Genomic DNA, 26,172 nt, shown 5'->3' with positions numbered 1-26,172 from the left:
AAGTCAGGCGCGAAGCGAATGACGGCGGGGATGGATCGGACGTCAGTCTGACTTCGATCTTGGGGATGGCTACTGCATCCTCCGACCCGCCAATCTCGGGCTTCGGGTCATCCACGGATGGTTGGGAGTTTTCCATCGTCCGTCCCTGCAGGGCAAAGTCTTTTGCCACCCTCTTGTCTGTCCAGAACTAGGTCTGGCGCAAAAGCATCAGTCGCTTCCCATTCCCCTTCGAACGTTAGAGCATAGCATTGGACTACCGATTGGTCCGGTCTGATATCACAGAATGGAACAAATGCTTCCGTCCAGTCTCGATCCACGTCCGGGTGATCTGTGTCGAGAAGTATGCACCCAAACTCGACTACCGTTTCCGCCTTAAGGGCAGAAGTAAACACTGCGATTATTGCGGCAATGCAAAATAAAATCTTCTTCGACAACGCAACTAATCCTAAAGTCTTCAAGATTTCTAGCTGAGCATCTGGTGTGTTTGAGAACCCTATGCACCAATCGCTTTGTTCAGATTTCAACCCGCGCCATCGGTCGTCCCGGCACGAACGGGCCAATTACATCAACTATAGCATATTGGAGTCTGTAGACATAGAGAGCGACGGGAAGGTCCCGCCCTGGTCATCCACTTGCACAACAAACCCACCAAGAAAGGTCGGTTTTGATGCCGACCCGCGCAGAAAAGAACCCAAAACAGGTCGCCGTAGATACCGCGCCACCAAAGCCATATGCGATGCCTGCCCGTCGAAACCAAAATGCTGTCCAAACACAAATACGCGCTTTATCGGTCGTGAGGAACACGAGGACGCACGCGACTTCGCCCGACTGGCTGCAAAGTCTCCCTTCAACCCCAAGGCCCAGGCCAAACGCAAAAAGGTTGAGATGCTCTTCGCTCACCTCAAACGCATTCTCGGCCTCGGGCGGCTCAGACTTCGAGGGCCATGTGGTGTACAGGACGAATTTACGCTCGCAGCAATCGCTCAGAACCTCCGAAAACTTGCAAAACTAAGACCCAAGACGCACGAAACGAGGATCGCGATATGATCTGAAACGGCAAAACGACAGACCAACAAGCCGCCCAATGCAACGGGCGGATCAAGAAGCTTGCGATTGAAGTCGCCAAGCAGGCAAAACCTCAAATCTCGGCGACTTCTTCAACAAAATGGGCTCTCTGCCGCCTTGCGGCAACGCAGCGCGCGGATTTTGAACTGCGAGCGCCATTCACGCCCTTACTGTGCGTGGGCAGGTGTCCGCAGCCAGCCCGAAGCAGACCCAAACCGAGTGATCAGTTGGCCAACGGGCACATGCAGGTCGCGGCGGGTAGCGGTCGTTTGCTGCGGCTGCGGAGTGATCTTGGTCATTCTGTGAAACCAGACGCTCGCTTAAGCGATGCTAAAAATACCGTTTGGGAGTGCAGATATTGCGGCAGCGGTTTATGTGGTCATAATGGCTGAACGTGACAGAAGACATGTCTGGCGGGTACTTCCTCATTGAGATGCGGCGACGCTTCTCTTTTACATGCAACACCAAGGAAGCTGGGAAACGAATGCTACTTGAAGAAATCGAAACCGCACAACGGAATGTTCGTACAGACGCCTTTCAGATGTCTATTGGTGAGCTTGTGAATCTCTACGATGACGGCGACATAATAATTGCTCCGGAATTCCAACGACTGTTTAGATGGGAAATAGGCCAGAAATCAAAATTGATCGAGTCTCTGCTGCTGGGCATTCCTCTGCCATCTATCTTCGTCTACGAGCTAGAAAACGGGCAGTGGGAGCTCGTAGACGGGCTGCAGAGGGTTTCATCAATCCTTGAGTTCATGGGTAAATTGAAAAACGAAAATGGCGCGGCCTGCCCACCATCCATCTTGGAAGCAACAAAATACCTGCCGTCGCTCCGCAATACAGTTTGGGAAAAAGGCGCAGCAATTGCTGACGTGGAAGAGAATGAACAACTCGAACTTGATCGAAGCCTTCAGCTAGCCATCAAGAGGTCTCGCATTGGAGTAGAAATCCTCAAGCGTCCGAGCGATAGCATGACGAAGTTTGACCTGTTTCAACGACTAAATGCTGGGGGGACGGCCGCGAACGCCCAAGAGATACGAAATTGCATAATTTTGATGGTCAATGCTGACTACTTTAGGGCGATTAAAGCCGCGGCTGAGAGTGACAAATTTCTTTCGGTAACGGGCCTGAGCGACGGTCAAACAGAAAAGCAACGACACATTGAGATGGCGGTAAGATTGCTGGTTCACACTTTGGTAAATTACGATGGAACCCTAGACGTTGGCGAATACATAGACGACGGTATCGTAAAATTGGCGATGGACGCTGATATTGCCGGAGCCTCCACGACTATCAACAGCACTATAGACCTTCTGCATCAAGCCGCGGGCGGGAATGCTCTCCGGCGTTTCCAAGATGGAAACTACTCTGGAAGGGTAGGACTGGTGGGCTTAGAAGCGATCGCAGTAGGAGTCGCAAAGAACCTTACGGCAATACAGCAGCAGGCAGACCCGGCAAATTTTGTGCGGGACAAGTCTCAGGCATTTTGGGAGCAGCCAGACGTTGAAAGTTTCGTGTCACCCGGCATGCGCGGAACAACGCGGATTCAGAAAACAGTGCCTTTTGGTAGCGAGTGGTTCAAGCCATGAGCAAGCCATATACCGCGGACGACTTCTCGAGTCTTGTAACCGCGGACAGGACTTGGCGTATCCGCGAGATATCGGATCTAAAGACCGCGATTCGAAGGGCAGATCAGAACTTGGGGAAAGTCCTGCTAAGGGCACTAGTTACAATCTCATATGCTCATTGGGAGGGTCATGTGAGAAATTCTGCAAAACTGTATTTGATACATGTCGCTTTGCGTAAGCATCCATACACAAGTCTCAACAGTCAGTTTTTGAAGAACTACTTTTTGCCGCGGCTGACGGCGCTATCGAAGAGCAAGGGCAGTATCGAGTCGAGGTGTAACCTTCTAGATGAAATCCTTACGTCCTCAAACAAGCAGTTCAGTCGAGTGAACGATGATCTGATCAACACCAAATCGAACTTAAATTCTGAGGTGCTACGAGAGATATGTTTGGTTTGCGACATTTCTTACCAAGAATTCATTGAACATGAGGCCTTTATTGATGCAATGCTTCTGAAACGGCGCAATGCGATTGCCCATGGTGAAGACACCTTCATTGCGAAAGACGACTTAGATGAAGTCACAAACACAACCATCGCTTTGATGCGAATGTTTGGGGACGCTTTGGATAACCAGGTTCAACTAAAAACCTATATGGCTGCATGATGACTAATGTCCGAGATGCGGGCTGCGACCGCAGCATTGAGATGTATTAGCCAAAGGCAGCTATGGGCCGCCCGCGAAGGCGGCCCTGATTTTCAGATTTCAACGGATTCCGAGATTGTTAAGGCATCTTCCAATTCGACTCCAAGATATCGGACCGTGCTGTCCATCTTTGTTTGCCCCAGCAACAGTTGAACCGCCCGCAGATTACCGGTCTTCTTGTAAATCTGCGAAACCTTGGTTCGGCGCATCGAGTGGGTGCCATACGCACTTGGCTCCAGCCCAATCGACTTGACCCATTCGCGGACCAGTCGTGCGTATTGCCGTGTCGAGATGTGAAGGCGCTCGTGAAAACGCCCGGGCCAGAGGTATTCCGAACCGACCATCAATGGTTCCTCCATCCACCTCAGGAGTGATTTTCGAGTTCCTTCCGTAATCTCGAAACGCACCGGCTTTTGCGTTTTGCTTTGGATGATTGATGTTCGTTCTTTTACCTGACCAGCGGCATAAACGTCGGCCACCACAAGTTTGACCAGATCACAACCGCGCAGCTTGCTGTCGATGGCAAGGTTGAAGAGCGCTAGGTCACGGAAATTGTCCGCGATATCTAATCGAACACGGATCGCCCAGACGTGTTTCGGCAGCAAGGGCCTTTTCTGGCCGACGATGCGCCCTTTGTTCCAAGCAGGGCGACAGGCGCGAATGGCGGGTAAATTCGGGATGCGCATGGTGGGTCCTCCAATCCACCACGCCCCGCCGCAACGCCAACCCGACGTTGACGAGGCAGTGTATCACAACATGCTGCGTCGCATCTGAGGTCGGCTCCGAGCCCAAAGTGCTGAACGCTGCGAGATGTTCTAATGACTGCTTACCCGATGACGGCCGGTTCAACAGTGGTTGTCTCCTTATAGGTCTCAACTGCAAACAGCGTCGTGTAGCGCACCACGTCTGGGTCGCTATCAAAAAGCCGATCACAAAGTCCCTGATACTCTTCCATATCGTTGAAATGGCCGATCAGAACCGCGTCAAGCTCACCTGTCACGCCATAGGCTTGCGTGATTGCTGGTTCTTCTGAGATGCGGGATGAGAAAGAGGTGCGCAGGTCCTTAGTGTGATTCCGGGTCGTGACCGTGATGATGGCCCGGATGCCCCGCCCGAGTTTGGCAGGATCGGCCAAATAGACACAGTTTATGAGCACCCCGGCGTGGCGTAGCTCGGCGACGCGCCGCAGACAGGTCGATGGTGTTGACCCGACCGCCTCCGCCAGTTCTGCCTTCGTCAGGGAGCCGTTCGCTTGAAGAGCAGCGACGATCCGAAGATCCAGAGCATCCATGGTCATGTCCGCCTCCCGTGGTTCATAACTCCAAAATATCGAAGATTTTGACCACACTTTCCATTGCTTTTGTCGTAAGTCTACGAAAAAGCGACGGAACCTCGACATGAGCAACACAACCCTCGGCCTTATCTGGGCCTTCTCCTTTGTCATTCTGGAAGCGGCGCAGGCCGTGTTCTTCGGGGGTGTGTTTCAGGGCTACGATTCCTTTCTGATCGGAGCAGCCGTCTTTGGCTTCACCGCCTTGGGCGCTCTTACATGGACAGGTATCCGTGCCGCAGATGAACTGCGTATCGCATGGGGTAACGGCGCTGCTCTCTTTGGCCTGAACCTGTCGACTGCCTTTGTATGGATCGCCTATTTCTTCGCGCTTCAGATGATCGAACCGGCGGTCGTGTTCACGATCTTCTCGGGTCTGATCCCGGTCGCTATTCTGATCGCCTGGGCCCTTGGCGTTCCGGGAGCATCGCCGCTGCGAAACCGCACTGAAGGCGCGGGCTTGCTCATCATTGTGATCGGTGTCGGTTATCTCGCGGCGATCACCATCCTCGGCAGGTCTGGCTTTGTGAGAGGAGACTGGACAGTTGCACTGACTGGATTGCTGCTGACCTGTATCTCAGGGGCAAGCCTCGCTGCCATGATGATCTATAGTCAGCGGCTCAACCGTCTGGGTGTCTCTCCCGTCGCGCAATATGGACTGCGGTTTCCGCTCTATGTGGCGGTCGCACTCGCAGGGGCCTCGCTCGGTTTCGATGAGAAAGGCCCCGTCGATCCGAGCGGTTTGATGATCGTGGTTCTGATCGGATTTGTCATCATGGCGTTCCCGGTCTTTGCGATGCAGAAGGCAATCTCGCTGATGTCTACCTTGACCCTCGCCGCGATTACCGCTCTCGGCCCGCTTTTCGTCTTTCTATTCCAGCTCATCGAAGGTCGCGTTGATTATGCCCCCGCAACGATGACCGGCCTGATTATCTACGTCACCGGTGCGATACTTGTGGCCTATGGCGGAGCGAAAAGCAGTGATCGACATGTTGTGCACACATGACAGCGAACACGCGGGTGCGTCGAACCCGGCCATTCGAAGGGGGTCGACGGACGGCGGCTAAGTCCCGCAGACTGTGAGTTCGAACAACTGCGCATTTTGCGATCGCAGCGAATGTCGGGATGACGGGCCGCACTGCAGCGTCTTACATACCAGGTGTACGGCAGGAATGAACCGTCCTTGCCTTCAGAGGGGCCGAGTGATCTTGACTTTGCAAAGTCCAGTTTCTGCGCTAAGCGGACACGCGAGGGTGGCCACCCTCCCCTCCGCCTTGATCCTCCTACCGTCGGGCAAAGCAAGCACAGCCGCCTTGAGCTGCGCCTGCGCCTGTTCAAGCGTGTCTGATCGGCCATCTGCTGCCGGAAAGGTCTGGATCGCCCAAATCCACCACCGCGCAAAGCCGAGTTCTTGATGAAAGATGCGGCCAATTGGGCTGCCCTGGTACGAGACAAGGTAGTCATTCGGCGCTGTTCGGCCGCCGATCCGGCATGGGCGCATTGTGAATTCGGACATGCCCCATCATGGCACTGACACCACCAACTAGAAAACACCCCGATCACAGCAGCAGGTCGTCGGGTTTGCGGTTGGAGATAAGCAACTCGGCCGCGTCGGTCGCGTCCCCCCGGGACACGCTGTATTTCAGCGACACAGCCTCGATCTCAAATGACGCAAACAGAGCGCGCGTTTCGGGCCGGTCATTGATGGAGAGCACGAACGCGCCCTCGATGTCGGCCAATTGGGCAGCCATCCTGGCGTAATCGGGTCTTTGGAAGAGATCCTTGCCGTAATCGTCTTCCCCGCCCCAATAAGGTGGATCGAGGTAGAACAGAGAACCGGAACTGTCATAGCGCCGCACCAGCTCGGACCAGTCCAGGTTTTCGAGGACCACACCATCCAGCCGCGCATGCGCGGCATCCAAAAGAGGCTCCAATCGCGACAGCGAGAAGAGCGTCCTTCCGGTTGCCACACCAAAGACCCCGTCCGCCCTCCCCCCGAAGGCCAGGCGTTGCAGATAGAGGAGGCGGATGGATCGCCCGGCGCGATGATCGAGAACTTGTCGACCTGATAGACCGCAGCCGTTGTGGGCACACCTGCGTTGTCCAGATCGGAGCGGACCACGACGCCGGAGACGACACCGTTATTGTCGATACGCAGGGCGTATTCCGCCTCGATGCCATCGATCGAGGTCTGCTGCGACTGGATCGTCGTGGATTGCGCGCCCACGGTCGAGGTGAGGCTGGTAAGCTGCGTTGCCTGGCTCGCCAACTGATTCTCGGCGTCCGTGGTGCGGACCGTCAATCCGCTGGTGGCCGTGGCGTTCGCAGCAATGTTGCCTTGCGCGGTGGTCAGCCCGGCCTGAAGCGTATCGATGCTCTGGCCCTGGCTGGTGATCGCGCCCTCGGCCGCCGTTGTCCGAACAGCGAGGTCGCTGGTGGCCGTAGCGTTCGCAGCAATGTTGCCTTGCGCGGTGGTCAGCCCGGCCTGAAGCGTATCGATGCTCTGGCCCTGGCTGGTGATCGCGCCCTCGGCCGCCGTTGTCCGAACAGCGAGGTTGTTGGTGGCCGTGGCGTTCGCAGCAATGTTGCCTTGCGCGGTGGTCAGCCCGGCCTGAAGCGTATCGATGCTCTGGCCCTGACTGGTGATCGCGCCCTCGGCCGCCGTTGTCCGAACAGCGAGGTCGCTGGTCGCCGTGGCGTTCGCGGCGATATCGCCCTCCGCGCTTTCCAAACTGGCCTTTACGGTCACGATATCCTGGGCAAGGGCATCGTCGGCCTCGGATCGCACCAGCTGCTCGGACTTGAGCGATGCGGCGGTGTTGTTGATCGCGGCTGCGAGTAAGGTTTCGAGGCTGGCAATCGCCACCCGATCCTCGACGACCAGCGCCCGCATGTCCTGGGCCGAGATGGCGATGGCCTCCCCCAAATCGCGACGGGCGTTATAGAGGTCGACAGCGGCGCGAACGGGCGAAAGATCGTGCTGCGAAGGCTGAGTTTCGAAATGAGCGCAGGATAAGCAAGCTGTCGAACACAGAGGCCCAATGTCCTTTCTGCGGTCGGTACTGGCGCGTCTACAACAGGCACGGGTCTGGGCAGCTTGGGTTCATCCTGTCGGCAGGCGAAAACCACGCGATCACCTGTGAACACGCCACGCCAGAAGAGCGGCGCGCCATGGCCAGACACGACGAAAAAAGGTGGGCGAAGAATCCGCCTGCAAACACGATCCGAAACAACTCCGATCATGCCGGTTATGGCGGGATCAATTTTAGGGCACAATAAGGGACCGTTCTTATGGACATCGACAGGATCCGCACAACCGTCGAATGGCTCGAAGCCATGTCCACGGACACCCAGTTCCTACAGATCAAAAACCTGTGCCAGAACAACGGTGTCTGGACCGTGCCGGATGATCCCCGGCAATACAATCCAGTGCTCTTTGAGATATCGCTGTGGCAAGTGTCCTGCTTTGCTGACGATGCCAAAGACTTGCCCAAGAACTGGTTGAAAGCGGCTCTCAACATCCTGGAAGCAAATGACGCTGAGGCGGCGCAATGCTCCGCGTGATGCCGCGTATCCGAGGGCTGTTCAGGCCAGCCCGAACCGGGGAGCGCGGGGGTATCACCAATCGGGCCGTGATCGGCCCCCGTGCGCCCAAAGGGGCGGATGATTGCTTGCCCGTTTTTGAGTGTCCGAAATGGCCCGACTGCGGATGTCCGCGCGGGACCGTGCAGCCCGGTTGCCCCGGCAAGACGTCAAGCGCATGACTCATGCGCCCCCAGAAACGGCTCAAACGCCAGCACGTGGCCGATTGAAGGACCACGGTGACGTAGAGCCGCTTCGCCCGCTGCGCGTGGGATACTGTGACTATTGCCGGGAACGCATCGATCCTACGGCATACCGGCCCGGCATGCGGTTCTGCAACAGCACCTGTCGGACGGACTGGTGGAAGATGGCCCGCAATCGCGGCGCGCAACTCTACCACCATCTGACCGTGTGGCGCATGCACCGTGGTCGCAAGGGCACGCCCGGCGCGGGCGTGTTTTCCCGCATCAGCGCCACGATCGATATGTGGGCACGGAAGGACCGGGGCGGTGCCTGATAAGTACCTGTGCGGAAACGGCCTTGATTGCCCCGCCTGCCAGCTGCGCCGCGACGCCGATCGCGATTTCTTTTGGGGCGCACGCAACCCTAAGAAACACAAATGCAATTCCTGCCATGGTGATGGCCGGATTGCCCGAAAGACAAAAGACATTATCGCCGACCATGTGGCAGAGGCCGCGCCGTTCTATTGGAAACCGAAGACAAAGGAAGACGCATGAAACGCTTCACGCTCGTTATCAATTTGGCCGATGAAGGCTTGGTTCAACATATCACCAAAGCTGAGTCCGTCGACGCGGCCATAGCCCGTATCCGCAGGGCATATCCGGCGAAGGACATCCAGTTCCTGAGCGTGACCGGCTAGGATGCCCGCGCCGAACGTCACCAAGGCCGCGATCCAACGCGCGATCGAAGCGACACAGGCTGCCGGTCTGTCGCCAAGCGCGGTAACAGTCAGAAAGGACGGATCGGTCCGCGTTGAAACCGTGCCCTTTGTGACAAAGGGCATCGATCCGGTTGATGACGCCGGTGATGGCACACCCAATGGCGACGGGAACGAATCACTGCACATTGGCCGTCCGCCTGCCGCAATGTTGCACCCCAAGAACTGGGTAACGAAGTGACGCCAGTGAAAGCGGACCTTCCCGGATTCATAACAGACCCAAATCGCAACGGATCGGCGCGCTATCGTGTTCGCGTGGAAGGCGACAAAAATTGCCGGATCACCATTGCCGTTGAACCCGATCACCCGAACTTCTTGGATTACTACCAGGCGGCGCTGGCGATACTGCTGGAATTGCAAAAGGACAACTGATGGCTGACCTGACGCCAATCGCAGTATCCGATAGGAACGCAGCCAGGATGCTGGACATGCCTACGGCTGAATTTCTGCGCTTGGTGTCGGTCGGCTCCCTTCCGGGTCCGGTACTCATTGGCGGGCACGATCGCTGGATTGTTGACGACTTGCGTGCAATCGTCAGGGGCGATGCCGCACGCCCTCAAGAAGCACCCTTTGAGCTATGAAGCGCCAGCCGAAGCCCAGAATTACCAAACCTCACCTCACATGGAAGTGGAACCGGTACCGAAGTGTCTGGGAGCCCTACCATCGGATCACATGGACCCAGGGCGGTAAGACGAAGGAGCGGGCAATCCTTTTGCGGTGGGAAGGCGACAGAAAGAAGCTCGATGATGAGTATTGGCTGTGTGAGGCTGGGCAACACCTCAAGCAGAAGGCTCCGGCAAAATACACATGGGGCGAGTTGGTCAAGCTCTGGCGCACAGATCCCCGCGTTCAGTCGAAGCTGAAACCATCAAGCAAATTGTCCTACGCCCGCGACATGGATTTCATCCTGGCGAAGAACAAAGACAAGGACGTTCGCACGACGACGCGCGCCCAGGTTCGCGCCATGCACTCCAAATACGCCGACAGGCCCCGCAAGGCTGACAAGCTGATCACCACCGTTCGCATGTTGTGGAACTACGCGGAACACAAGCAAGACTGGCCAATGCAGGGCAAGAAGAACCCGGCGGCAAAGATCGACCTCTACGGACGGCAAAAAGAATGGGAGCCGTGGCCTGACTGGATGATTGAAAAGCTCCCGACAGCGCCAGAGGTGGTCCAATGCGCCGCAGAGTTAATCCTTGGCACCGGACAGCGCCCAAACGCCGCGATCACAATGCGGCAGGACGATTTCTCAGGCGAGTGGATGTGGGTCCTGGACGAAAAAGGTACCGAGAAATTCGAGGTCTATTGCCCGGATCGCTTGCGTGGCTACTTGGCCAACCGCGGGAAGTCCGGCGCGTTCGTGATTGCAAAGAATTTGACTGAACCGGTTGGCTATGATGCGGTCGAAAAGGCTTTCCGTAAGTGGCGGGCCTCCCTCGAAGCCAAGGCTTCAAAGTATGTCCTGCACGGGTTGCGCAAACTGGCGATAGTGCAATTGGCCGAGGGGGGGTGCACCGACGCCCAAATTCAGGCGATCACCAACCAAAGTGTGGAAATGATCGCGTACTATCGAAAGGTGGCGAACCGTAAGAAACTGTCCCGTAGCGGGCAGAGAAAGCGCGAAACCTGAATCGGAACAGAACGAAAACGAAACGTGAGTATGGGAGTGGCCTATGGGAGTGCGGGGTCTTCGGGCCAAGCCAATACCCGCTAAGCCATTGGTACCCAAGGCCGGACTCGAACCGGCACGCCCGCAAAGGCGGGGGATTTTGAATCCCCTGCGTCTACCATTCCGCCACTTGGGCCCATGAAGGGTGATCGCGTTATTGCAGGCAAGTTGCGGCACGGCAAGTGGATTTTGGCAGCATCTTTCGAACAGGGACACACCAGCGCCAACTCCGCCCGCAGGGTCATCGCAACGGTGCATGGGGCCCTGATACAGTCAGAGCGCCCGCCAAAAACGCGGGAAGTCCCGTCCGCCGCGCCCGCTCAGAGACCCAAGGTGTCGCCAGCACCGACAACGCAAGGGCATCAGCAGCTAAAAGAGGCTGAGTTGATCGCCCTTGCGCGGCGGGATCGCAAAAAGATCCGTCCGCAGCGGTTCGGCAGTGTCATCCAGACCCAGCTTGCGCGCATGCACCTTGAACCTCTGCGCGATCAGTTCGGCATACTTGCCCTCCCCCCGCATCCGGTGGCCCCAGCGCGGATCATAATCGCGCCCGCCATGCATCTCGCGCAGACGCGCCATGACCTTGCCCGCGCGGTCCGGGTAGTGTTCGGCCAGCCAGTCCTGCCACAGACCTGACACGTCCCGTGGCAGGCGCAACATGATCCAGCTGGCGGTAGACGCGCCTGCCTCCGCCCCGGCCTTGAGCAGCGCCTCGATCTCATGATCCGTCAATCCAGGCACCACAGGCGAGGTCATGACCCGCACCGGGATCCCCGCCTGGCTGAGCGCGCGGATCGTCGCGAGACGGCGCTTGGGGGTCGGCGCGCGCGGTTCCATCCGACGCGACAGATCAGGATCAAGGCTGGTCAGCGAGACACCCACCCGTGCCAGCCCCTGCGCCGCCATTGGCGCCAGGATATCTATATCCCGCTCGATCAATGTGCCTTTGGTCACGATCGCCACCGGATGTCGGAAGGCGGACAGCACCTCAAGACAGGCGCGCGTGATCGACAGATCCGCCTCGCAAGGCTGATAGGGATCGGTATTGGTGCCAATGGCAATCGGTGCGACGCGGTAGCGTTTTGCGGACAGCTCGCGGCCGAGCACGTTAGGGGCATCGGGCCGGGCAATCAGCCGTGTCTCGAAATCCAGGCCCGGAGAAAGGCCGAGATAGGCATGACTGGGGCGGGCAAAGCAATAGATGCACCCATGCTCGCAGCCGCGGTAGGGATTGATCGACCGGTCGAATGGCAGATCGGGTGAACGGTTATAGCTGATCAGGCTGCGCGGACGCTCGAAACTGATCTGGGTGCGAAAGGCCGGACGCTCTTCGGGCATGTCCCACCCGTCTGCCTCCTCCACCCGTTCCAGATCGAACCGGCCGGAGATGTTCTGCCGCGCGCCGCGCGCCCGTCTGCGTTCGGGCGCGATCGTCGGATGATCGTTTATTTTGGCAGGCGGGACAGGCATGGTCATCGTGTTTTAGAACAAATAGGGAACATATGCAATAAACCCATAATTCTCATGTGCAATCTTCATTACCAAACACGATCAAAACACCGTATTGGTCGGTGGCGAAGCGGACCATGTCGCAATTGTCGCAGTCGATAGGTGCCGAAGTAGCAAAAAAGAAAGACAAGCTTGCAATGCTTGTATGCGCCGGTGCGCCGCAACAGAAGGAACACGCGACATGTCCGATGAAGACGACATCATCCTGTCCGAACTGGACGACGTTGAACTTGTCCAACAGATGTTCGACGACCTCTATGACGGTCTCAAGGAAGAGATCGAGGAAGGCGTGAACATCCTTCTCGAACGCGGCTGGGCGCCCTACAAGATCTTGACAGAGGCATTGGTAGGCGGCATGAAAATCGTCGGCGACGATTTTCGCGACGGGATCCTCTTTGTGCCCGAAGTGCTGTTGGCGGCCAACGCGATGAAGGGCGGCATGTTCATCCTCAAACCGCTGCTGGCCGAGACCGGCGCGCCGCGTGTCGGCAAGATGGTGATCGGCACGGTCAAGGGCGACATCCACGATATCGGCAAGAACCTTGTGTCGATGATGATGGAAGGTGCCGGTTTCGAGGTGGTCGACCTGGGGATCAACAACCCGGTCGAGAACTACCTCGAAGCGCTGGAGAGCGAAGAGCCCGATATCCTGGGCATGTCGGCGCTGCTGACCACGACGATGCCCTATATGAAGGTTGTCATCGACACATTGGTCGAACAGGGCATTCGTGATGATTACATCGTTCTGGTCGGCGGCGCGCCACTGAACGAAGAGTTCGGTAAAGCCATCGGCGCGGACGCCTATTGCCGGGATGCCGCGGTCGCGGTTGAGACGGCCAAGGAATTTGTCGGGCGCAAGCACAATCAGATGAGCGCCTGACCACCCAAGCGCCCGCGGCACGGCTCACCCCGCGCCGGTAAGGCCCGTCCCACACGGCGAAGGCAACCGATATGGACAAGGTGCCCGATGATGCCACCCTCACCCGCGACGGGTTAAGAGCCGATGGCGCAGGACAAATCCTGTTGATCGCCTGCGGCGCCCTGGCACGGGAAATCCTCGATCTGAAATCGGCCAACGGGTGGGACCATATCGACCTGACCTGTCTGCCTGCGATCCTGCACAACCACCCCGAACGGATCACCGGCGCCGTCGAAGAGGCGGTGCTGAGACACCGTAAGGCATATCGCGCGATTTACGTGGCCTACGCTGATTGCGGCACCGGCGGACACCTCCAGGCGGCCTGCGACAGGTTGGGGGTAGAGATGATCGCGGGGCCGCATTGCTATAGCTTCTTTGAAGGCAATGCCGCCTTTGGCGCGCATGAGGACGAGATCACGGCGTTCTATCTGACAGATTTTCTGGTGCGCCAGTTCGATGCCTTTGTCTGGAAACCGCTTGGGCTCGACCGGCATCCCGATCTGCGCGCGACCTATTTCGCGCATTACACCAAGCTGGTGTATCAGGCCCAAACGGACGATCCGGATCTCACTGCCCGCGCCCAGGACTGCGCCAGGCGGCTGGATCTCGACTTTGAACGGCGTCCGACAGGCTATGGCGATCTGGAGCGGACGCTGGATCGCTGGGCGGACCAAAATCCTTAGATAAGGATTTTGGCCGGTCGGATTTTTCGCAGGAAAATTCGAAACCGGCTCAGGCCAACTCGGCCGCTGCCACCTCGCGGATCCGCGCTATCATCGACTTCAGCCCATTTGAGCGCTGCGCCGAGAGATGATCGTTCAACCCCAAACGGCCCATTTCGGCGCGTGCATCAACCTCCAGCACCTCGGCAAGCGCCAACCCGTTATAGAGCCTGCGGAGAACCGCGATCAATCCATTTACGATCATCGCATCGCTTTCGCCATCGAAATGCAACCGTCCGTCATTGATCACCGGATGCAACCAGACCTGACTGGCGCATCCCGTCACCTTGGTGGCAGGCACCTTGAGCGCGTCTTCGAGCGGGCGCATCGCCTTGCCCTGCTCGATCACATACCGGTAACGGTCTTCCCATTCATCCAGAAATTCGAAATCCTCGACAAGTTCCTCAAAGGCGTCCTGGGCCATCGGCGTTTCCCGTCTGTCGCTGTGTCGAGCCTGACCTATGTCGGTCGATCCGCTCTGTCCAGTCCGCTCTTGATGCTTTTCAACGCGCGCGCGATGCGCTAACCCCTTGGGTAAAGACATGCCAGGGCAGGATTTCATGACCAAGACCACGATCGCCAAAAAACCGGTCCTTGCACTGATCCTCACAAGCTTTGTGCTGGTGGGATGCGGCACGGTTCGGGAGTCGCGCCTGAACCCGTTCAACTGGTTCGGTGGCAGCCGCGAAGTGGCCACAACGCCCGACGAAGAAGCCAATCCCCTGGTCCCGCGCGAGCGTTCGGGGATTTTCAGCCGCCCCGACGAGGTCTATGCCGGCATTCCGATCGATCAAATCACGGATCTGCGGATCGAGCGCACCCGCACCGGTGCGATCATTCTGGTCGAAGGGATCGCCGCGCGCCAAGGCCCCTATGACGTGCAACTCACCCCCGCCACCCTGGAGGATGAGCCGGTCGACGGTGTACTCAGCTACAGTTTCGATATCGTCTATCCGACGCGGGAGACAGCCATCGGGCCTGAGCGCACCCGCCGGGTGACGGTCGCGCACTCCATCAGTGCCGATGTGCTGTCCCAAGTGCGGGTCATCCGGGTTGAGGGCGCCCGCAACGCCCGCGAGACCCGCAGACGCTAAGCCCCCCACGCGCAGATCAAAGGTCGATCACCTTGACGGTCTGACCGCGTGCGGCCAGTGCGATGCGCCCCTCGCAAAGGCGCAGCGCCTCTTCCCCGAAGACCTCGCGTCGCCACCCCATCAGGGCGGGCACGTCCCGCAATCCTGCCGCAATCGCATCCAGATCCGAGCTGGTGGCGATCAGTTTGGCCGCGACCCCAGACGCCTCTGTCTTGGCCTTGAGCAGCACCCGCAACAGATCCGCCAAGGCCGGGTTCACCTGCACCTTGCCGCGCCCCTGATCGGCAATCGGCAGATCCTCTTGCGGGCAGGACAGACCCCGCGCCACCGCATCGATGATCCCATCGGCAATCGCCCCCTTGCGCGCCTCGCGCAGCAAGAGCCGCAGCTGTCCCAGATCCGCCGTCGATTTCGGCTTGGTGGAGGCCAGCTCCACCAACGCGTCATCCTTGAACACCCGGTTGCGCGGAATGTTGCGCTCCTGGGCATAGGTCTCCCGAAAGGCCGCCAACTCGCGCACAACCGCCAGGAACCGCGGCGCGTTCGACCGCGTCTTGATCCGCTTCCACGCCTCGTTTGGCGGGATCTCATAGGTCCCCGGGTTGGTCAGGATTTGCAGCTCCTCCTCCACCCAATGGGCCCGCCCAGTCTGTTTCAACTCGGCCGCCAGATGATCATAGATATTGCGCAGATGGGTCACATCCGCCAGCGCATAGGTCTTTTGGCCGTCCGATAAGGGTCTGCGCGACCAGTCGGTGAACCGCGACGACTTGTCGAGAGGCTTGCGCACGATCTTGCGAACCAATGTCTCATATCCCACCTGCTCGCCAAAGCCACAGACCATCGCGGCGACCTGAGTGTCAAAGAGGGGCTTGGGAAAGACGCCCGCATCGAAATAGAAGATCTCCAGATCCTGACGGGCCGCATGAAAGACCTTGACCACGCCTTCGTCGCGAAAAAGCTCATAGAGCGGCTCCAGCGACAGCCCGTCGATCAAGGGATCGACCAGAACCGCGCTGCCCTCTTCATCCGATGGATAGGCCAGTTGCACCAGGCAGAGCTTTGAATAATAGGTCCGCTCGCGCAGAAACTCGGTATCGACGGTAACGTAATCGAAGCTGCGTGCCCTCTTGCAGAACTGGACAAGCTGTTCGGTCGTGGTGAGTGTTTTCATTCGCCCGTGTCTTTGTTCTTCTTCATACTCTGCCGGCCTCTGCCGGACACGCGGCCCCGCTTTGTTCCAGACTAGGCCAAAAGGATCGGTTTGCACAGAGGCTTGGATACCGCCCATGGCTTTAGCTGCTCAACCAAACCGGTGCAAGGGACCGGGTCAGTCGCCTTCTGTCAGCATCACCGGCTTGCGCTCGCCTGCCGCGAACCGGCGCAGCACCATCGGATAGAGGCGATGCTCCAGCCGCAAAACCCGTCCAGCCAGCGCCTCGGGCGTCTCGCCCGGACAGACCTGTAAACGCGCCTGACCCAGCAGGGGGCCGTCATCCAGGGCTGCGGTGACCTCATGTACACTGCACCCATGCTCAGCCTCGCCCGCCTCCAATGCGCGCGCATGGGTGTTCAGCCCCTTGAATTTGGGTAAAAGCGACGGGTGGATGTTCAGCATACGACCCTGCCAATGGCTGACAAACCCTTCTGTCAGCACCCGCATAAACCCCGCGAGGCACAGGATGTCGGGCCGCGCGGCGACAAGCGGTTCCATCAGCGCCGCTTCAAAGGCCGGTCTGTCACCCTTGAAGGGCCGGTGGTCAACTGCGGCCACGGGCACCCCACGCTCTGCCGCGCGCGCCAGACCGGGGGCGTCGGGATCGTTGGACATCACCAGGCAGGGCCGTGCGGGATGATCCCCGGTCATGCTGTCGAGCAAGGCCAGCATGTTCGAGCCACCCCCCGAAATCAGGATCGCAACCCGTTTGCTCACCCAAGCGCGCCCCGATAGGTGACGTCGGATCCCGCAACCACATGGCCCAGCGTGCAGACATCCTCACCGTGATCGCGCAAGAGGATCAAGGCCGCCTCGGCCTGGTCGGCCGGGACCGCCAGAACCATCCCGATCCCCGCGTTAAAGGTCTTGAGCAGTTCAGCCTCGGCCAGCCCGCCGGTTTCCGCCAGCCAACGAAAGACCCCCGGAACGTGCCAGGCTTCGAGATCAATCTCGGCCCCCAGCCCGTCGGGCAGCATCCGGGGCACGTTTTCCGTCAGGCCGCCCCCGGTGATATGCGCCATCCCCTTGACATGTCCGGCGCGCAACGCCTCCAAGGTCGGGCGCACGTAAAGACGTGTCGGCGTCAGGAGGGCGGCACCCAGTGTCATCTGCGCATCCCACGGGCACGCGGCGTCCCAGCCTAGGCCGGACATCTCGACCACCCGACGCACCAATGAGTACCCATTGGAATGCACCCCGTCCGAGGCGAGCCCCAGCAAGACATCTCCCTCACCGATCTCACGCGGCAGGTGCTGCCCGCGCTCCATCGCGCCCACGGCAAAGCCGGCCAGATCGAAATCGCCGGGCGGGTACATGCCCGGCATCTCGGCCGTCTCGCCGCCGATCAACGCGCATCCCGAGGCGCGACAGCCTGCCGCTATTCCCTCGACGATCCGCGCCGCCTGATCCACCGCCAGCTTGCCGGTGGCGAAATAGTCGAGAAAGAACAAAGGCTCCGCACCCTGGCAGATCAGATCGTTGACGCACATTGCCACAAGATCGACGCCCACGCCGTCCACGTGACCGGTATCAATCGCGATCCTGAGCTTGGTGCCGACCCCATCGGTGGCGGCCACCAGAATGGGGTCCTCAAACCCCGCGGCCTTGAGATCAAAGAGACCACCAAAGCCGCCCAGCCCGGTCATCACGCCGGAACGGTTGGTGGATTTCGCCGCCGGTTTGATCCGCTCCACCAGCGTGTTTCCGGCCGCGATATCGACCCCCGCCTCGGCATAGGTCAGCCCGTTCTTGCCCTCGCTCATCGACGCATCCTCTCCGCTGGAGCCTTTCGGGGCGGGTTAGACGATTGGCCCTTGTCATGCAACGCGCATTCCACGCAAAGGCTTGACGCGCGCCGCCGTCATGATACGCACGCGATCAGGCGGGCCTGTAGCTCAATTGGTTAGAGCAGAGCGCTCATAACGCTTTGGTTGGGGGTTCGAGTCCCTCCGGGCCTACCAGGCTCCACGCCCACAAAAGGCATTTCAATGCCTTACAGGGCAAACTGTCTACCTCCACGGGGGCGTTGGTCAATTTCTGTTTTTATGTGTTCTCATGTGGCACCTTTCAGCTTGATGATTGCAGGGTTCACCAGACGTTTTTTGTTCGCGCCGACGCAGTAGGTTTCCACCTCTTTGATGTTTCGGTGTCCGGCGATCGACATCACCTCAAGGGCCGCGCATCCGGCCTAGGCCAGGCGCTCCACAGTTCAGACCGGTCGCGGATCCCTATGAAAAAGCGGCCGCAAGACCTTGCAAATCGGCGAAACGGATGGCCCCGGAAAGAGCGCAAAGTCCTTTGTTCTTCGGGCCGCCCGCGACAACGCCGCGTGCCAGAGCCGGCATCGGCAGAAGACCCGCCCTCACCCTGGTCCCTAGACCGCGATCACGATATCCGCGCGCAGACCTCCCAGACGGTCCGACTGCCCCAGCCGCAAGACCCCGCCATGGGCCCGGGCGATATCCGTGGCGATCGCCAGGCCCAGACCGACGCCCGAACCCTTGTCCTGGTTGCGGGCGGGATCCAGCCGCGCAAAGGGCTTGATCGCCTCACCGCGTTTGTCTTCGGGAATGCCCGGCCCGTCATCCTCCACGCGAAAGCGCAGGGATTTGTCGGTCAGCACCATCGAGACCTCGGCCCTGGAGCCATAGCGCACCGCATTGCCAATCAGATTTTCCAGCGCGCGGCGGATCGGGCCCCGGCGCAGCATCACCTCTCCCGTGCCCTGGGTTTCGGCGATATCGACCTTTCGACCCGCGCGGCGCGCATCCTCGACCACCGACCGCAGGAGGGTCGCTGGATCGACCGGCTCGGGCTCCCCCTCGGACGTACCCTTGGCAAAGCTGAGAAACTCATCCACCAGCCGTTCCATGTCATTGACATCGCGCAGCAGCGGTTCGGCCTCCTCCTCATCCATCATTGCCAGGCCCAGCCGCAGGCGTGTCAGCGGTGTGCGCAAATCGTGGCTGACCCCCGACAGCATCAGCGTGCGCTGCTCGATCTGCCGCTCGATCCGCGCGCGCATGTCAAGAAACGCGTGCCCTGCCGTGCGCACTTCCACTGCGCCGCGGGGCGCGTACGGGACATGGCGTCCCCGACCGAACGCTTGCGCCGCATCGGCCAGCCGGGTGATCGGGCGCAGTTGATTGCGCAGATAGAGATAGGCAATCACCGTCATCAGGCCGCCAAAGAATACCATTGTCACCAAGAGCTGATGCGGGTTCGACGCCGACACCCGCCGCCGGTCGAACACGATCCGCAAGGGGCCCAGGTCAGTCTCGGCCCGCACCACCACAACCCGGTTGTCGGGCAACAGCACCGGGCCGATCTGCGGCAGCGCCGCGCGCAACGTGCGGATCATCACCCGGCCTGAAAAATCGTACCAGCGGATCTGATCGGCCATCGGCGGCGCATCAAAGGTGACATCCAGTTGCAGCGTCGTAGCAAAGGCCGCGATCTGCGCCAGCGCATCCCCCCGGCCGGCCGCCCGATCGGCCGTGTCCAGCACCAACCGCAGTTCACGGATCACGGTCTGCGTCATCTGAGTCGTGACATCCTCGAAGTGACGCTGGATAAAGGCGATCGACACCACCAGTTGCACAACAACAACCGGCACGATCAGGATCAGGGCGGCCCGCCCATAAAGCCCGCGAGGCAGATATGTCTTGAGCCAACCGATTGCCATGCACCGAACCTACAAGGTGCCATAGCGGAGAGAAAGACCATGCAGACCCCGCCCGATGATTTTGCCCCCCCGATCGGCGTTCCCGAGGGCCTGGCGCCCGGCCTGCGCCGGATCGTGGCGCCCAATCCCTCACCGATGACCTATCGCGGGACGAACACCTATCTGCTGGGCGATACCGATCTGGCGGTGATAGACCCCGGTCCGGCCTCTTCGGCGCATCTCGACGCCATCCTGACGGCCTTACATCCCGGCCAGCAGATCAGCCACATCATCGTCACCCACACGCATCTCGACCACTCGCCCCTCGCCCGCCCTCTGGCCGAACGGACCGGCGCGCCGATCCTCGCCTTTGGCAACGCCGAGGCCGGGCGCAGTGCGGTGATGAGGGATCTGGCGGCGGGTGGGCTGGCAGGGGGCGGTGAAGGCGTCGACACTGACTTTGCCCCGGATGAAACGGTCGGCGACGGCGCCCGGATCGAAGGCGTTGGATGGGCGCTCGACGTGATCCACACGCCTGGACATATCGGCAATCACATCGCCCTGGGCTGGGACAAGACCTGCTTTACCGCCGATCACGTGATGGGCTGGGCCAGTTCCTTGGTCTCGCCCCCGGATGGCGATTTGACCGATTTCATGGCCTCCTGCGCGCGGCTCCAGTCGCGGCGCTGGGATGTGTTCCACCCCGGTCACGGCGCCCCGGTCACGGCACCGCATGACCGCCTGGATTGGCTGGTGCACCATCGGCTGGCACGTGAAACGGCCATCCTTGAAACGCTTTCAAGCGCGCCCGCCACCGCGCGCGACCTGGCCGAGGCGATCTATACCCAGACGCCGTCGGCCCTGATCCCTGCGGCCGAACGCAACGTCTTTGCCCATCTCATTGATCTTCATGGGAAATCAAAGGTTTCCGCAACCGAGCTCTCGGTGAACGCGGTCTTTTCAATGACTTGATCCGCGCATCGCCACCCATCGCGACCGCACAGGAAAAAATCGACCGATTTGCGCATCTGCCCTCTGGACCTGCCAAAAAGAGGTTGCTATATCGCCCAAACCGTTCCGGCGTAGCTCAGCGGTAGAGCAGTTGACTGTTAATCAATTGGTCGTAGGTTCGATCCCTACCGCCGGAGCCAATAAAAACAAGCACTTAGACTGACTTTTGTCATGCTTTCAGAGCATGGGTACAGAAGGAGTACAGTATTCGACCGTAAGTCTTCGTCCGGGAGATCAGCAGCTTAGGGGCGCTCCACTGATGCGTTGGTAAAGAGTCTCTAGCGTCTCGGGGCCAATTTCGCATTCCCACACGACCAGTGCGGTCCAGCCTGCATCTTTCAGCGCGCCCATCGCTGCTGCGTCTCTATCGACGTTCGCTTTCATCTTCTGCCGCCAAAAGTCGGCACGCGTCTCCGGCAGCTTCGCCCGCTTGCATCCGGAATGCTGGTGCCAAAAGCAACCGTGGACGAAGACGACGAGTTTGCGAGATGGGAACACAAGGTCTGGCCGACCCGGCAGGCCCTTGCGGTGGAGCCTGAAGCGCAGACCACGGGCGTGCAGGAACCAGTTGGAAAAACGGGTTTGAGCCCGTCGGCGCTGGCGATATCGTCGTTATCGACGAAGCAGGTATGGTCGGAACAAGGCAGATGGCCGGTGTCGCCGAAGGCTTGCGCAAACGTGGTTGCAAGCTAGTTCTTGTAGGCGATCCGGATCAGCTCCAACCTATTGAAGCCGGGACTCCGTTCAAAGAGATCGTTGAAACGCACGGCGCGGCGCGCTTGGTTGAAATTCGTCGTCAAGCCTCAGAATGGCAACGGCAAGCCTCGTGCAATCTGGCCGATGGTAAAACGGAAATGGCGATTGCGGCCTATTCGAATCATGGCAGCGTCCACAGTGACCAATCCCGTGAACATGCCATCGCAGCGCTCGTTGATGACTACATGGCGGACTGGCAAGACAATCCCAAATCCTCACGACTTGCTTTGGCGCACCGCCGCAAAGACGTGCATGCGATCAACCAAGCGATCAAATCCGCCCGCCGGGCCAATGGCAAAACGAAGACAGAAACCCTGTTCGAAACGGATCATGGCCCGCGCAGTTTCGCCCCGGGTGATCGTCTTCTATTCACCCGCAATGATGCCACGCTCAACGTGCGGAACGGCATGCTTGGCACCGTGACAAAGGTTGGCCACCGACAATTAACTATCTCGCTCGATCCAAACGGAGACAGCGCAGTGCAGACGCTTACCTTTGCGCCAAAGACGTTTACCGCCATCGATCATGGCTTCGCGGTTAGCATTCACCGTTCGCAGGGCTGCACCGTGGATCGAAGTTTTGTGCTTGATAGCCGAACGATGGACGCGAACTTGACCTATGTCGCCCTGACCCGACACAAAACAGAAACCGCGCTCTACACCGCGCCCGAGATCAAAAGAAAGCAGATCAGTCAGGAACCGACCATTTCCGCTCTGACAGACTTTAGTGCCAAACTGCCTGCGCGTTCAAGATAGCAGCCGTTCAGAATCATGAATTCGTACTCACCCAATGCGGGACAGAAGTTGCATTTCGCTGCATCCGCTCAAATGTCGGCTTCCATGCAGTTAGACCGATTGCACAATTTCTCTTCAGGCTGCATCGTTCGGACAAATGAAGCAGGATATTGCCGATATGCATATCGATGGGACGTTAACTGCCACACATCAAGGCGGGTTTGGCCAGTTCAAAGCGTGGGCCCGTTCGACCTTCTCCGGTGGGCCTAAGGCCAAGACATACGCCCTTGTCGGCGGAGCCGTGGTGCTTTGGGCGAGCTGGCCTGCGCTTGCGACAATTGCCTATCCGGCTCCTCCTTTGCTGGTTCTCGGCGCATCGGCATTGATTGGCTTTCTGTTTTCATTTGTGCTGGCTGCCAAGCAAAAGGCGCTCACCTCCTTTGCGACCGTGCCGATTAAAACGCTGGCGTTTGTAGCCATCGGTCTGATGGGCAACAATGCGTTCTATCTGGCGGCAATCGCCCGGATCGGCCCTGCGGAGGCCAATGTGGTGCACTATCTGTGGCCTGTCTTTCTCGTCGGGCTGGCGTCCGTTTTGCACCGGCGCGCGCCTACCTTGCTTCAGACCTTAGGTATCGCCTGCGGATTTATTGGTGTTGCTGTCGCTTTGTCTCCGCAGATGGGCGGTGGCCTTGATCTGATCGGTGTGCTCCTTGGTGCATGTGGTGCGCTTACGTTTGCAATCTATTCTGTTGGCCGCTCACTCGCACAAGTCGAAACGAATGTTGTCGGCCCCTCACTCGGGCTGGCCGGTATTGCCGCACTCGCCGCACATTTCATTCTTGAACCGGCCTATTGGCCGACCAATGGTCAATGGCTTGCTATCGTTCTGATGGGCATTGGCCCATTCACTGTTGCGAATATCTTCTGGGACAAGGCCACGCGAGAAGGCTCTGCCGCAACGATCTCCAGCTTGGCGTTTCTGACGCCATTGGTTGCCATGATGTTGCTTGCCGTATTCGGCCTTGGTGTTGTTACCATCGCAACGGTCGTGGGCGGGCTCTTTGCAATCGTGGGAGCGGTGTTAAGCTCCGGCTCAAAATGACACCGTGAGAGAGGACTATGGAGTTTCTACCCATCATTGCCGCGATCCTGTTTGTTGATTTTCTCGCACTCATCAGCCCCGGCCCGAATTTCGTGCTGACAACCTCCGCAGCGGTATCCAAATCGCGCCGTCATGCCGTCTGGACCGCTTGCGGCATCGCAATGGGGTCACTTGCGTGGGCCGGGGCGGCGGCGCTTGGCATTGCCTCGGTGTTTGAAGCGTTACCGCTGCTCGGTTTCGTGCTGAAAGTTCTGGGCATCGCCTATTTGATTTATCTCGGGATCAAGCTGTTACGCTCGAAAGGGTTTCAGCCAAACGCAAACCGGACAACCAATGCTGCAAGCGGAGCGCGCGGATTCTGGCGCGGATTGATTGTGAATATGACCAATCCGAAATCCGCCGCTTACTATGCCAGCGTTTTTGCTGCATTCCTAACGCCAGACATGCCGGTTTGGGTCTTGGCTCTGCTGGTCGGAGCTATCGCAGCCATGTCATTGGTCTGGCATGTCTTGATTGCCATCAGCTTCTCTGCATCGCATGTTCAGGCCCGATACATATCTGTTTCGAAGTACGTTGATCAGCTTTGCGGCGGCGTTCTGATTTTCCTTGGTCTACGTCTGGCGTGGGACAGCAGATAAGGGCGAGCTTGCAGATGCAGCCACCCGTGCGCTCACAGCATCGGTGGGTCTAGGCTCACCCCGTTCTTTCGCCGCGCTAAATTTGAATGACTGGTCTCGCGCTTCTCAAGTAGTCAGATATACCGTCCCCTTTCCAACCCCTTGCTTCTGCAGATGATTTGCAGACACCAAGTCTGCGAGATGCTTTTTCACGGTGTTTCGGTTGGCCCCTGTTAGCTCAACGATCTGCGCGTTTTTCAGGCTGCCGTGCTTCTTCACAAGATTGATGATTTCGACACTTAAAGGGGGCAGCTTGGCCATAAGCAACTTTTCCCGCTCCATCTTGATTTTCAGTCGCGCCTTTTGTTGTTGTAGGGCGCGCAGGAAGAAGATTAGCCAGGGCTGCCAGTCGGGTGTATCGGTTCGGATCGTGCCTTGGGTACGTCGCAGGGCAAGGTAGTAGCCCTCTTTGCTTTGCTCAATCACGCTTTCCAGTGAGCTGTAGGGCACGTATTCATAGCCGCAGCGCAGTAGGATCAGCGTAGTCAGGATGCGAGACAACCGCCCGTTCCCGTCCTGAAACGGGTGGATTTCAAGAAAGACCACGGTGAAGATCGCAGCCACCAAAAGCGGGTGCAGTGATTTTTCATCCAGAGTTTTGTTGGCCCATGCCACCAGTTCTTCCATCAGGCGCGGCGTATCGAATGGGCTGGCGGTTTGGAACACGACGCCGATTTCCTTACCACTTTCATCGAACGCGCTGACATGATTGGGGTTGGGGTTGGATTTATATTCCCCGCGATGACGTGCATCCTTTTCCGAATATGTCAGTAAATCTCGATGAAGCTGTTTGATGTGATTTTCGGTCAGGGCGATGGCGTCAGCGCTGTCAAAAATCGTCTGGATGGTCTCGGCATAACCTGCAACTTCTTGCTGATCACGAGTGTCGAACTGTCGGATTTCCAGATTGGATAGCAGCTTGTCCACCTCGCTGTCGGACAACTTACTGCCTTCTATCCGTGTCGATGACCCGATGCTTTCGATGGTTGCCACGCGGCGCAGGGCCAAAAGCCGTTCAGGCGCGAGCGTGCCAAGAGCTCTCCATGCGCCTTTAAATTCGTCAATTTCTGCTATGATGGCGAGGATATCTGGTGTGATTGTGAGGGTGTCAGTGTTCAGGCTCATACCCAATAATGTACCCAAAAATATCCATAAATGCAAGTTTCATGGCTATGCACCCGAAATTTTACCCATAAACACCCACAAGTTAACCCCCGGGTGTAGGCATCGCAAATCCTTGAAGATCGGAAATATCGGGTGTCGTTACGGCAGGTGCTGATACCTCGGCGGCCTGCTCCAGCGCAGCGGTTGGGTGATCTGTCGGCAGTTGAACGCGAACAGCATCGGGCATGTCCTCCGCCAAGCTTGTTTGCAGGTCTTCCAGTTCTGCCTTTGTGATATCGCCGCTCTCAAGCGCTTCGCGGGCGTCATCCAGTTGCTGCTGGTACTCAAGAATCTGGGTGCGCTCGGCTTGCAGTCGGATTTCCTCATTGAACGGGACGGAATAAGTTTCCCAGGTGGGTGCGGTGTCGGGGATCATCATCGGATCAATCTCCATGGCACCGACTTCCTGACCAAACTCGTCAAAAACCTGACCGCCGTCTTCTGTGCGGAAGACGCGACGCCCATCTTCCATGACATAGGCTTGCTCCAGCAGCGCGTCTTTTTCGGCCTGAACAAGCGCCAAAAGGCGATCATTTTCCATCAAGGCTTCGACAACAGCGGTATCGTAAACCGCTAAAGTCTCCCGCCATTAACTTGAGACATACCCGGCAGCCCTGCAGTAATTCCAGCACTCCTGTGGCGAGTAGAGATCGCAGACCTGTGCGATTGCGTCGAACATTTCGGGGAAGTTCCTGCCCCCGACCCCCCTGAGGGGGG

General features: G+C 58.6%; 27 protein-coding genes, 3 tRNA genes and 2 pseudogenes. 19 read left to right on the top strand and 13 right to left on the bottom strand.

From position 1 onward, the window contains the following. Positions 1–708 precede the first annotated feature (708 nt). From HEP69_RS05415 to HEP69_RS05405, 3 genes and pseudogenes are all read left to right on the top strand, one after another. A pseudogene (locus tag HEP69_RS05415) lies at positions 709–1,047 on the top strand (transposase); the annotation flags it as partial. Positions 1,048–1,549: 502 nt separating this feature from the next. Beyond that, positions 1,550–2,659, top strand: a complete 1,110-nt coding sequence (locus tag HEP69_RS05410) for a DUF262 domain-containing protein (protein WP_290557541.1) — start codon at positions 1,550–1,552, stop codon at positions 2,657–2,659. After that, on the top strand, positions 2,656–3,303 hold the full coding sequence (locus HEP69_RS05405; protein ID WP_290557540.1) for an MAE_28990/MAE_18760 family HEPN-like nuclease: 648 nt from the start codon (positions 2,656–2,658) through the stop codon (positions 3,301–3,303). The genes HEP69_RS05410 and HEP69_RS05405 overlap by 4 nt, the downstream gene beginning before the upstream one ends. Positions 3,304–3,395: 92 nt before the next feature. On the opposite strand, the gene HEP69_RS05400 is transcribed toward HEP69_RS05405, so the two are convergent. Beyond that, complete coding sequence (locus HEP69_RS05400) at positions 3,396–4,028, bottom strand: tyrosine-type recombinase/integrase (RefSeq protein WP_290557539.1); 633 nt, start codon at positions 4,026–4,028, stop codon at positions 3,396–3,398. A gap of 140 nt (positions 4,029–4,168) precedes the next feature. After that, positions 4,169–4,639 (bottom strand): Lrp/AsnC family transcriptional regulator, encoded by a 471-nt coding sequence (locus HEP69_RS05395; protein ID WP_290557538.1) that lies wholly within the window; start codon positions 4,637–4,639, stop codon positions 4,169–4,171. A 181-nt stretch (positions 4,640–4,820) separates the two neighbouring features. Between HEP69_RS05395 and HEP69_RS05390 the strand changes: the two genes are divergently transcribed. Next, positions 4,821–5,678 (top strand): DMT family transporter, encoded by an 858-nt coding sequence (locus tag HEP69_RS05390; RefSeq protein WP_290557537.1) that lies wholly within the window; start codon positions 4,821–4,823, stop codon positions 5,676–5,678. Between the two features lie 553 nt (positions 5,679–6,231). Here HEP69_RS05390 and HEP69_RS23705 read toward each other — a convergent pair. Continuing rightward, the gene (locus HEP69_RS23705) at positions 6,232–6,678 is read right to left on the bottom strand and encodes a DNA adenine methylase (protein WP_366111304.1); all 447 of its coding nucleotides are present in this window, start codon (positions 6,676–6,678) and stop codon (positions 6,232–6,234) included. Between the two features lie 1,285 nt (positions 6,679–7,963). Between HEP69_RS23705 and HEP69_RS05380 the strand changes: the two genes are divergently transcribed. The 6 genes from HEP69_RS05380 (at position 7,964) to HEP69_RS05355 (ending at position 10,845) form a co-directional block, all read left to right on the top strand. Further along, positions 7,964–8,236, top strand: coding sequence for a hypothetical protein (locus tag HEP69_RS05380; protein ID WP_290557535.1), 273 nt, complete (start codon positions 7,964–7,966; stop codon positions 8,234–8,236). A gap of 196 nt (positions 8,237–8,432) precedes the next feature. Next, positions 8,433–8,771, top strand: coding sequence for a hypothetical protein (locus HEP69_RS05375; RefSeq protein WP_290557534.1), 339 nt, complete (start codon positions 8,433–8,435; stop codon positions 8,769–8,771). Between the two features lie 216 nt (positions 8,772–8,987). Beyond that, a complete protein-coding gene (locus HEP69_RS05370; RefSeq protein ID WP_290557533.1) occupies positions 8,988–9,134 on the top strand; it encodes a hypothetical protein in 147 nt (48 codons plus the stop codon). Between the two features lies 1 nt (position 9,135). Further along, positions 9,136–9,393 (top strand): hypothetical protein, encoded by a 258-nt coding sequence (locus HEP69_RS05365; RefSeq protein ID WP_290557531.1) that lies wholly within the window; start codon positions 9,136–9,138, stop codon positions 9,391–9,393. A 5-nt stretch (positions 9,394–9,398) separates the two neighbouring features. Continuing rightward, positions 9,399–9,584, top strand: coding sequence for a hypothetical protein (locus HEP69_RS05360; RefSeq protein ID WP_290557529.1), 186 nt, complete (start codon positions 9,399–9,401; stop codon positions 9,582–9,584). A 205-nt stretch (positions 9,585–9,789) separates the two neighbouring features. Next, on the top strand, positions 9,790–10,845 hold the full coding sequence (locus HEP69_RS05355; protein ID WP_290557528.1) for a tyrosine-type recombinase/integrase: 1,056 nt from the start codon (positions 9,790–9,792) through the stop codon (positions 10,843–10,845). Positions 10,846–10,934: 89 nt separating this feature from the next. Here HEP69_RS05355 and HEP69_RS05350 read toward each other — a convergent pair. Continuing rightward, positions 10,935–11,020 (bottom strand) — tRNA-Leu (locus HEP69_RS05350). A 233-nt stretch (positions 11,021–11,253) separates the two neighbouring features. Beyond that, positions 11,254–12,354 (bottom strand): PA0069 family radical SAM protein, encoded by a 1,101-nt coding sequence (locus tag HEP69_RS05345; RefSeq protein ID WP_290557527.1) that lies wholly within the window; start codon positions 12,352–12,354, stop codon positions 11,254–11,256. Between the two features lie 220 nt (positions 12,355–12,574). On the opposite strand from HEP69_RS05345, the gene HEP69_RS05340 reads away from it, so the two are divergent. Together HEP69_RS05340 and HEP69_RS05335 are read left to right on the top strand one after the other, a co-directional pair. Beyond that, the gene (locus HEP69_RS05340) at positions 12,575–13,273 is read left to right on the top strand and encodes a B12-binding domain-containing protein (RefSeq protein WP_290557526.1); all 699 of its coding nucleotides are present in this window, start codon (positions 12,575–12,577) and stop codon (positions 13,271–13,273) included. Positions 13,274–13,344: 71 nt separating this feature from the next. Beyond that, positions 13,345–13,995 carry a DUF1638 domain-containing protein gene (locus tag HEP69_RS05335; RefSeq protein ID WP_290557525.1) on the top strand — a complete coding sequence of 217 codons (651 nt, stop codon included), beginning with the start codon at positions 13,345–13,347 and terminating at the stop codon, positions 13,993–13,995. A gap of 49 nt (positions 13,996–14,044) precedes the next feature. Here the strand turns inward: HEP69_RS05335 and HEP69_RS05330 are convergent, their stop codons facing one another. Then, positions 14,045–14,458: a SufE family protein gene (locus HEP69_RS05330; RefSeq protein ID WP_290557524.1), complete on the bottom strand. Its 414-nt coding sequence runs from the start codon at positions 14,456–14,458 to the stop codon at positions 14,045–14,047. Between the two features lie 136 nt (positions 14,459–14,594). Here HEP69_RS05330 and HEP69_RS05325 point away from each other — a divergent pair, with 136 nt between their 5' ends. Then, a complete protein-coding gene (locus tag HEP69_RS05325; RefSeq protein WP_290557523.1) occupies positions 14,595–15,128 on the top strand; it encodes a hypothetical protein in 534 nt (177 codons plus the stop codon). A 16-nt stretch (positions 15,129–15,144) separates the two neighbouring features. Here HEP69_RS05325 and rnd read toward each other — a convergent pair whose 3' ends face one another. From rnd to purM, 3 genes are all read right to left on the bottom strand, one after another. Beyond that, positions 15,145–16,302 carry a ribonuclease D gene (gene rnd, locus HEP69_RS05320; protein WP_290557522.1) on the bottom strand — a complete coding sequence of 386 codons (1,158 nt, stop codon included), beginning with the start codon at positions 16,300–16,302 and terminating at the stop codon, positions 15,145–15,147. A gap of 156 nt (positions 16,303–16,458) precedes the next feature. Beyond that, a complete protein-coding gene (gene purN, locus HEP69_RS05315) occupies positions 16,459–17,061 on the bottom strand; it encodes a phosphoribosylglycinamide formyltransferase (protein ID WP_290557521.1) in 603 nt (200 codons plus the stop codon). Further along, positions 17,058–18,107, bottom strand: coding sequence for a phosphoribosylformylglycinamidine cyclo-ligase (gene purM, locus HEP69_RS05310; RefSeq protein ID WP_290557519.1), 1,050 nt, complete (start codon positions 18,105–18,107; stop codon positions 17,058–17,060). Before purM ends, purN begins: the two co-directional genes overlap by 4 nt. A gap of 121 nt (positions 18,108–18,228) precedes the next feature. On the opposite strand from purM, the gene HEP69_RS05305 reads away from it, so the two are divergent. Further along, positions 18,229–18,305: transfer RNA gene (locus HEP69_RS05305), tRNA-Ile, on the top strand. A gap of 413 nt (positions 18,306–18,718) precedes the next feature. On the opposite strand, the gene HEP69_RS05300 is transcribed toward HEP69_RS05305, so the two are convergent. Continuing rightward, positions 18,719–20,029, bottom strand: a complete 1,311-nt coding sequence (locus HEP69_RS05300; protein WP_290557518.1) for an ATP-binding protein — start codon at positions 20,027–20,029, stop codon at positions 18,719–18,721. 39 nt (positions 20,030–20,068) lie between these two features. Between HEP69_RS05300 and HEP69_RS05295 the strand changes: the two genes are divergently transcribed. Together HEP69_RS05295 and HEP69_RS05290 are read left to right on the top strand one after the other, a co-directional pair. Continuing rightward, the gene (locus HEP69_RS05295) at positions 20,069–20,980 is read left to right on the top strand and encodes an MBL fold metallo-hydrolase (protein WP_290557517.1); all 912 of its coding nucleotides are present in this window, start codon (positions 20,069–20,071) and stop codon (positions 20,978–20,980) included. A gap of 104 nt (positions 20,981–21,084) precedes the next feature. Continuing rightward, positions 21,085–21,159 (top strand) — tRNA-Asn (locus HEP69_RS05290). Positions 21,160–21,253: 94 nt separating this feature from the next. Here the strand turns inward: HEP69_RS05290 and HEP69_RS05285 are convergent. Further along, positions 21,254–21,580 carry a very short patch repair endonuclease gene (locus tag HEP69_RS05285; protein WP_290557580.1) on the bottom strand — a complete coding sequence of 109 codons (327 nt, stop codon included), beginning with the start codon at positions 21,578–21,580 and terminating at the stop codon, positions 21,254–21,256. Between the two features lie 23 nt (positions 21,581–21,603). Between HEP69_RS05285 and HEP69_RS05280 the strand changes: the two are divergent. From HEP69_RS05280 to HEP69_RS05270, 3 genes and pseudogenes are all read left to right on the top strand, one after another. Continuing rightward, positions 21,604–22,530: pseudogene (locus tag HEP69_RS05280) on the top strand (AAA family ATPase); the annotation flags it as partial. A 136-nt stretch (positions 22,531–22,666) separates the two neighbouring features. After that, complete coding sequence (locus tag HEP69_RS05275; protein ID WP_290557516.1) at positions 22,667–23,614, top strand: DMT family transporter; 948 nt, start codon at positions 22,667–22,669, stop codon at positions 23,612–23,614. A 17-nt stretch (positions 23,615–23,631) separates the two neighbouring features. Further along, complete coding sequence (locus HEP69_RS05270; protein WP_290557514.1) at positions 23,632–24,252, top strand: LysE family transporter; 621 nt, start codon at positions 23,632–23,634, stop codon at positions 24,250–24,252. Positions 24,253–24,357: 105 nt separating this feature from the next. Here HEP69_RS05270 and HEP69_RS05265 read toward each other — a convergent pair whose 3' ends face one another. Both HEP69_RS05265 and HEP69_RS05260 read right to left on the bottom strand, forming a co-directional pair. Further along, positions 24,358–25,416, bottom strand: coding sequence for a Fic family protein (locus tag HEP69_RS05265; RefSeq protein ID WP_290557513.1), 1,059 nt, complete (start codon positions 25,414–25,416; stop codon positions 24,358–24,360). An 82-nt stretch (positions 25,417–25,498) separates the two neighbouring features. Continuing rightward, positions 25,499–25,978, bottom strand: coding sequence for a hypothetical protein (locus HEP69_RS05260; protein WP_290557512.1), 480 nt, complete (start codon positions 25,976–25,978; stop codon positions 25,499–25,501). Positions 25,979–26,172: the final 194 nt, after the last annotated feature.

Source organism: Aestuariivita sp. (assembly GCF_021404545.1).
Taxonomy (GTDB): Bacteria; Pseudomonadota; Alphaproteobacteria; order Rhodobacterales; family Rhodobacteraceae; genus Aestuariivita.
This window is presented reverse-complemented; position numbering and strand designations above follow the sequence as displayed.

What these genes read in the sequence shown, in the direction of transcription:
- HEP69_RS05380 (WP_290557535.1), top strand. Translation starts at nt 7,964, where the DNA reads ATGGACATCGACAGGATCCGCACAACCGTCGAATGGCTCGAAGCCATG.
- HEP69_RS05345 (WP_290557527.1), bottom strand. Translation starts at nt 12,354, where the DNA reads ATGCCTGTCCCGCCTGCCAAAATAAACGATCATCCGACGATCGCGCCC.
- purM (WP_290557519.1), bottom strand. Translation starts at nt 18,107, where the DNA reads ATGAGCGAGGGCAAGAACGGGCTGACCTATGCCGAGGCGGGGGTCGAT.
- rnd (WP_290557522.1), bottom strand. Translation starts at nt 16,302, where the DNA reads ATGAAAACACTCACCACGACCGAACAGCTTGTCCAGTTCTGCAAGAGG.
- HEP69_RS05295 (WP_290557517.1), top strand. Translation starts at nt 20,069, where the DNA reads ATGCAGACCCCGCCCGATGATTTTGCCCCCCCGATCGGCGTTCCCGAG.
- HEP69_RS05330 (WP_290557524.1), bottom strand. Translation starts at nt 14,458, where the DNA reads ATGGCCCAGGACGCCTTTGAGGAACTTGTCGAGGATTTCGAATTTCTG.
- HEP69_RS05405 (WP_290557540.1), top strand. Translation starts at nt 2,656, where the DNA reads ATGAGCAAGCCATATACCGCGGACGACTTCTCGAGTCTTGTAACCGCG.
- HEP69_RS05275 (WP_290557516.1), top strand. Translation starts at nt 22,667, where the DNA reads ATGAAGCAGGATATTGCCGATATGCATATCGATGGGACGTTAACTGCC.
- HEP69_RS05265 (WP_290557513.1), bottom strand. Translation starts at nt 25,416, where the DNA reads ATGAGCCTGAACACTGACACCCTCACAATCACACCAGATATCCTCGCC.
- HEP69_RS05365 (WP_290557531.1), top strand. Translation starts at nt 9,136, where the DNA reads ATGCCCGCGCCGAACGTCACCAAGGCCGCGATCCAACGCGCGATCGAA.
- HEP69_RS05370 (WP_290557533.1), top strand. Translation starts at nt 8,988, where the DNA reads ATGAAACGCTTCACGCTCGTTATCAATTTGGCCGATGAAGGCTTGGTT.
- HEP69_RS05375 (WP_290557534.1), top strand. Translation starts at nt 8,433, where the DNA reads ATGACTCATGCGCCCCCAGAAACGGCTCAAACGCCAGCACGTGGCCGA.
- HEP69_RS05340 (WP_290557526.1), top strand. Translation starts at nt 12,575, where the DNA reads ATGTCCGATGAAGACGACATCATCCTGTCCGAACTGGACGACGTTGAA.
- HEP69_RS05335 (WP_290557525.1), top strand. Translation starts at nt 13,345, where the DNA reads ATGGACAAGGTGCCCGATGATGCCACCCTCACCCGCGACGGGTTAAGA.
- HEP69_RS05400 (WP_290557539.1), bottom strand. Translation starts at nt 4,028, where the DNA reads ATGCGCATCCCGAATTTACCCGCCATTCGCGCCTGTCGCCCTGCTTGG.
- HEP69_RS05355 (WP_290557528.1), top strand. Translation starts at nt 9,790, where the DNA reads ATGAAGCGCCAGCCGAAGCCCAGAATTACCAAACCTCACCTCACATGG.
- HEP69_RS05395 (WP_290557538.1), bottom strand. Translation starts at nt 4,639, where the DNA reads ATGACCATGGATGCTCTGGATCTTCGGATCGTCGCTGCTCTTCAAGCG.
- HEP69_RS05300 (WP_290557518.1), bottom strand. Translation starts at nt 20,029, where the DNA reads ATGGCAATCGGTTGGCTCAAGACATATCTGCCTCGCGGGCTTTATGGG.
- HEP69_RS05325 (WP_290557523.1), top strand. Translation starts at nt 14,595, where the DNA reads ATGACCAAGACCACGATCGCCAAAAAACCGGTCCTTGCACTGATCCTC.
- HEP69_RS05270 (WP_290557514.1), top strand. Translation starts at nt 23,632, where the DNA reads ATGGAGTTTCTACCCATCATTGCCGCGATCCTGTTTGTTGATTTTCTC.
- HEP69_RS05410 (WP_290557541.1), top strand. Translation starts at nt 1,550, where the DNA reads ATGCTACTTGAAGAAATCGAAACCGCACAACGGAATGTTCGTACAGAC.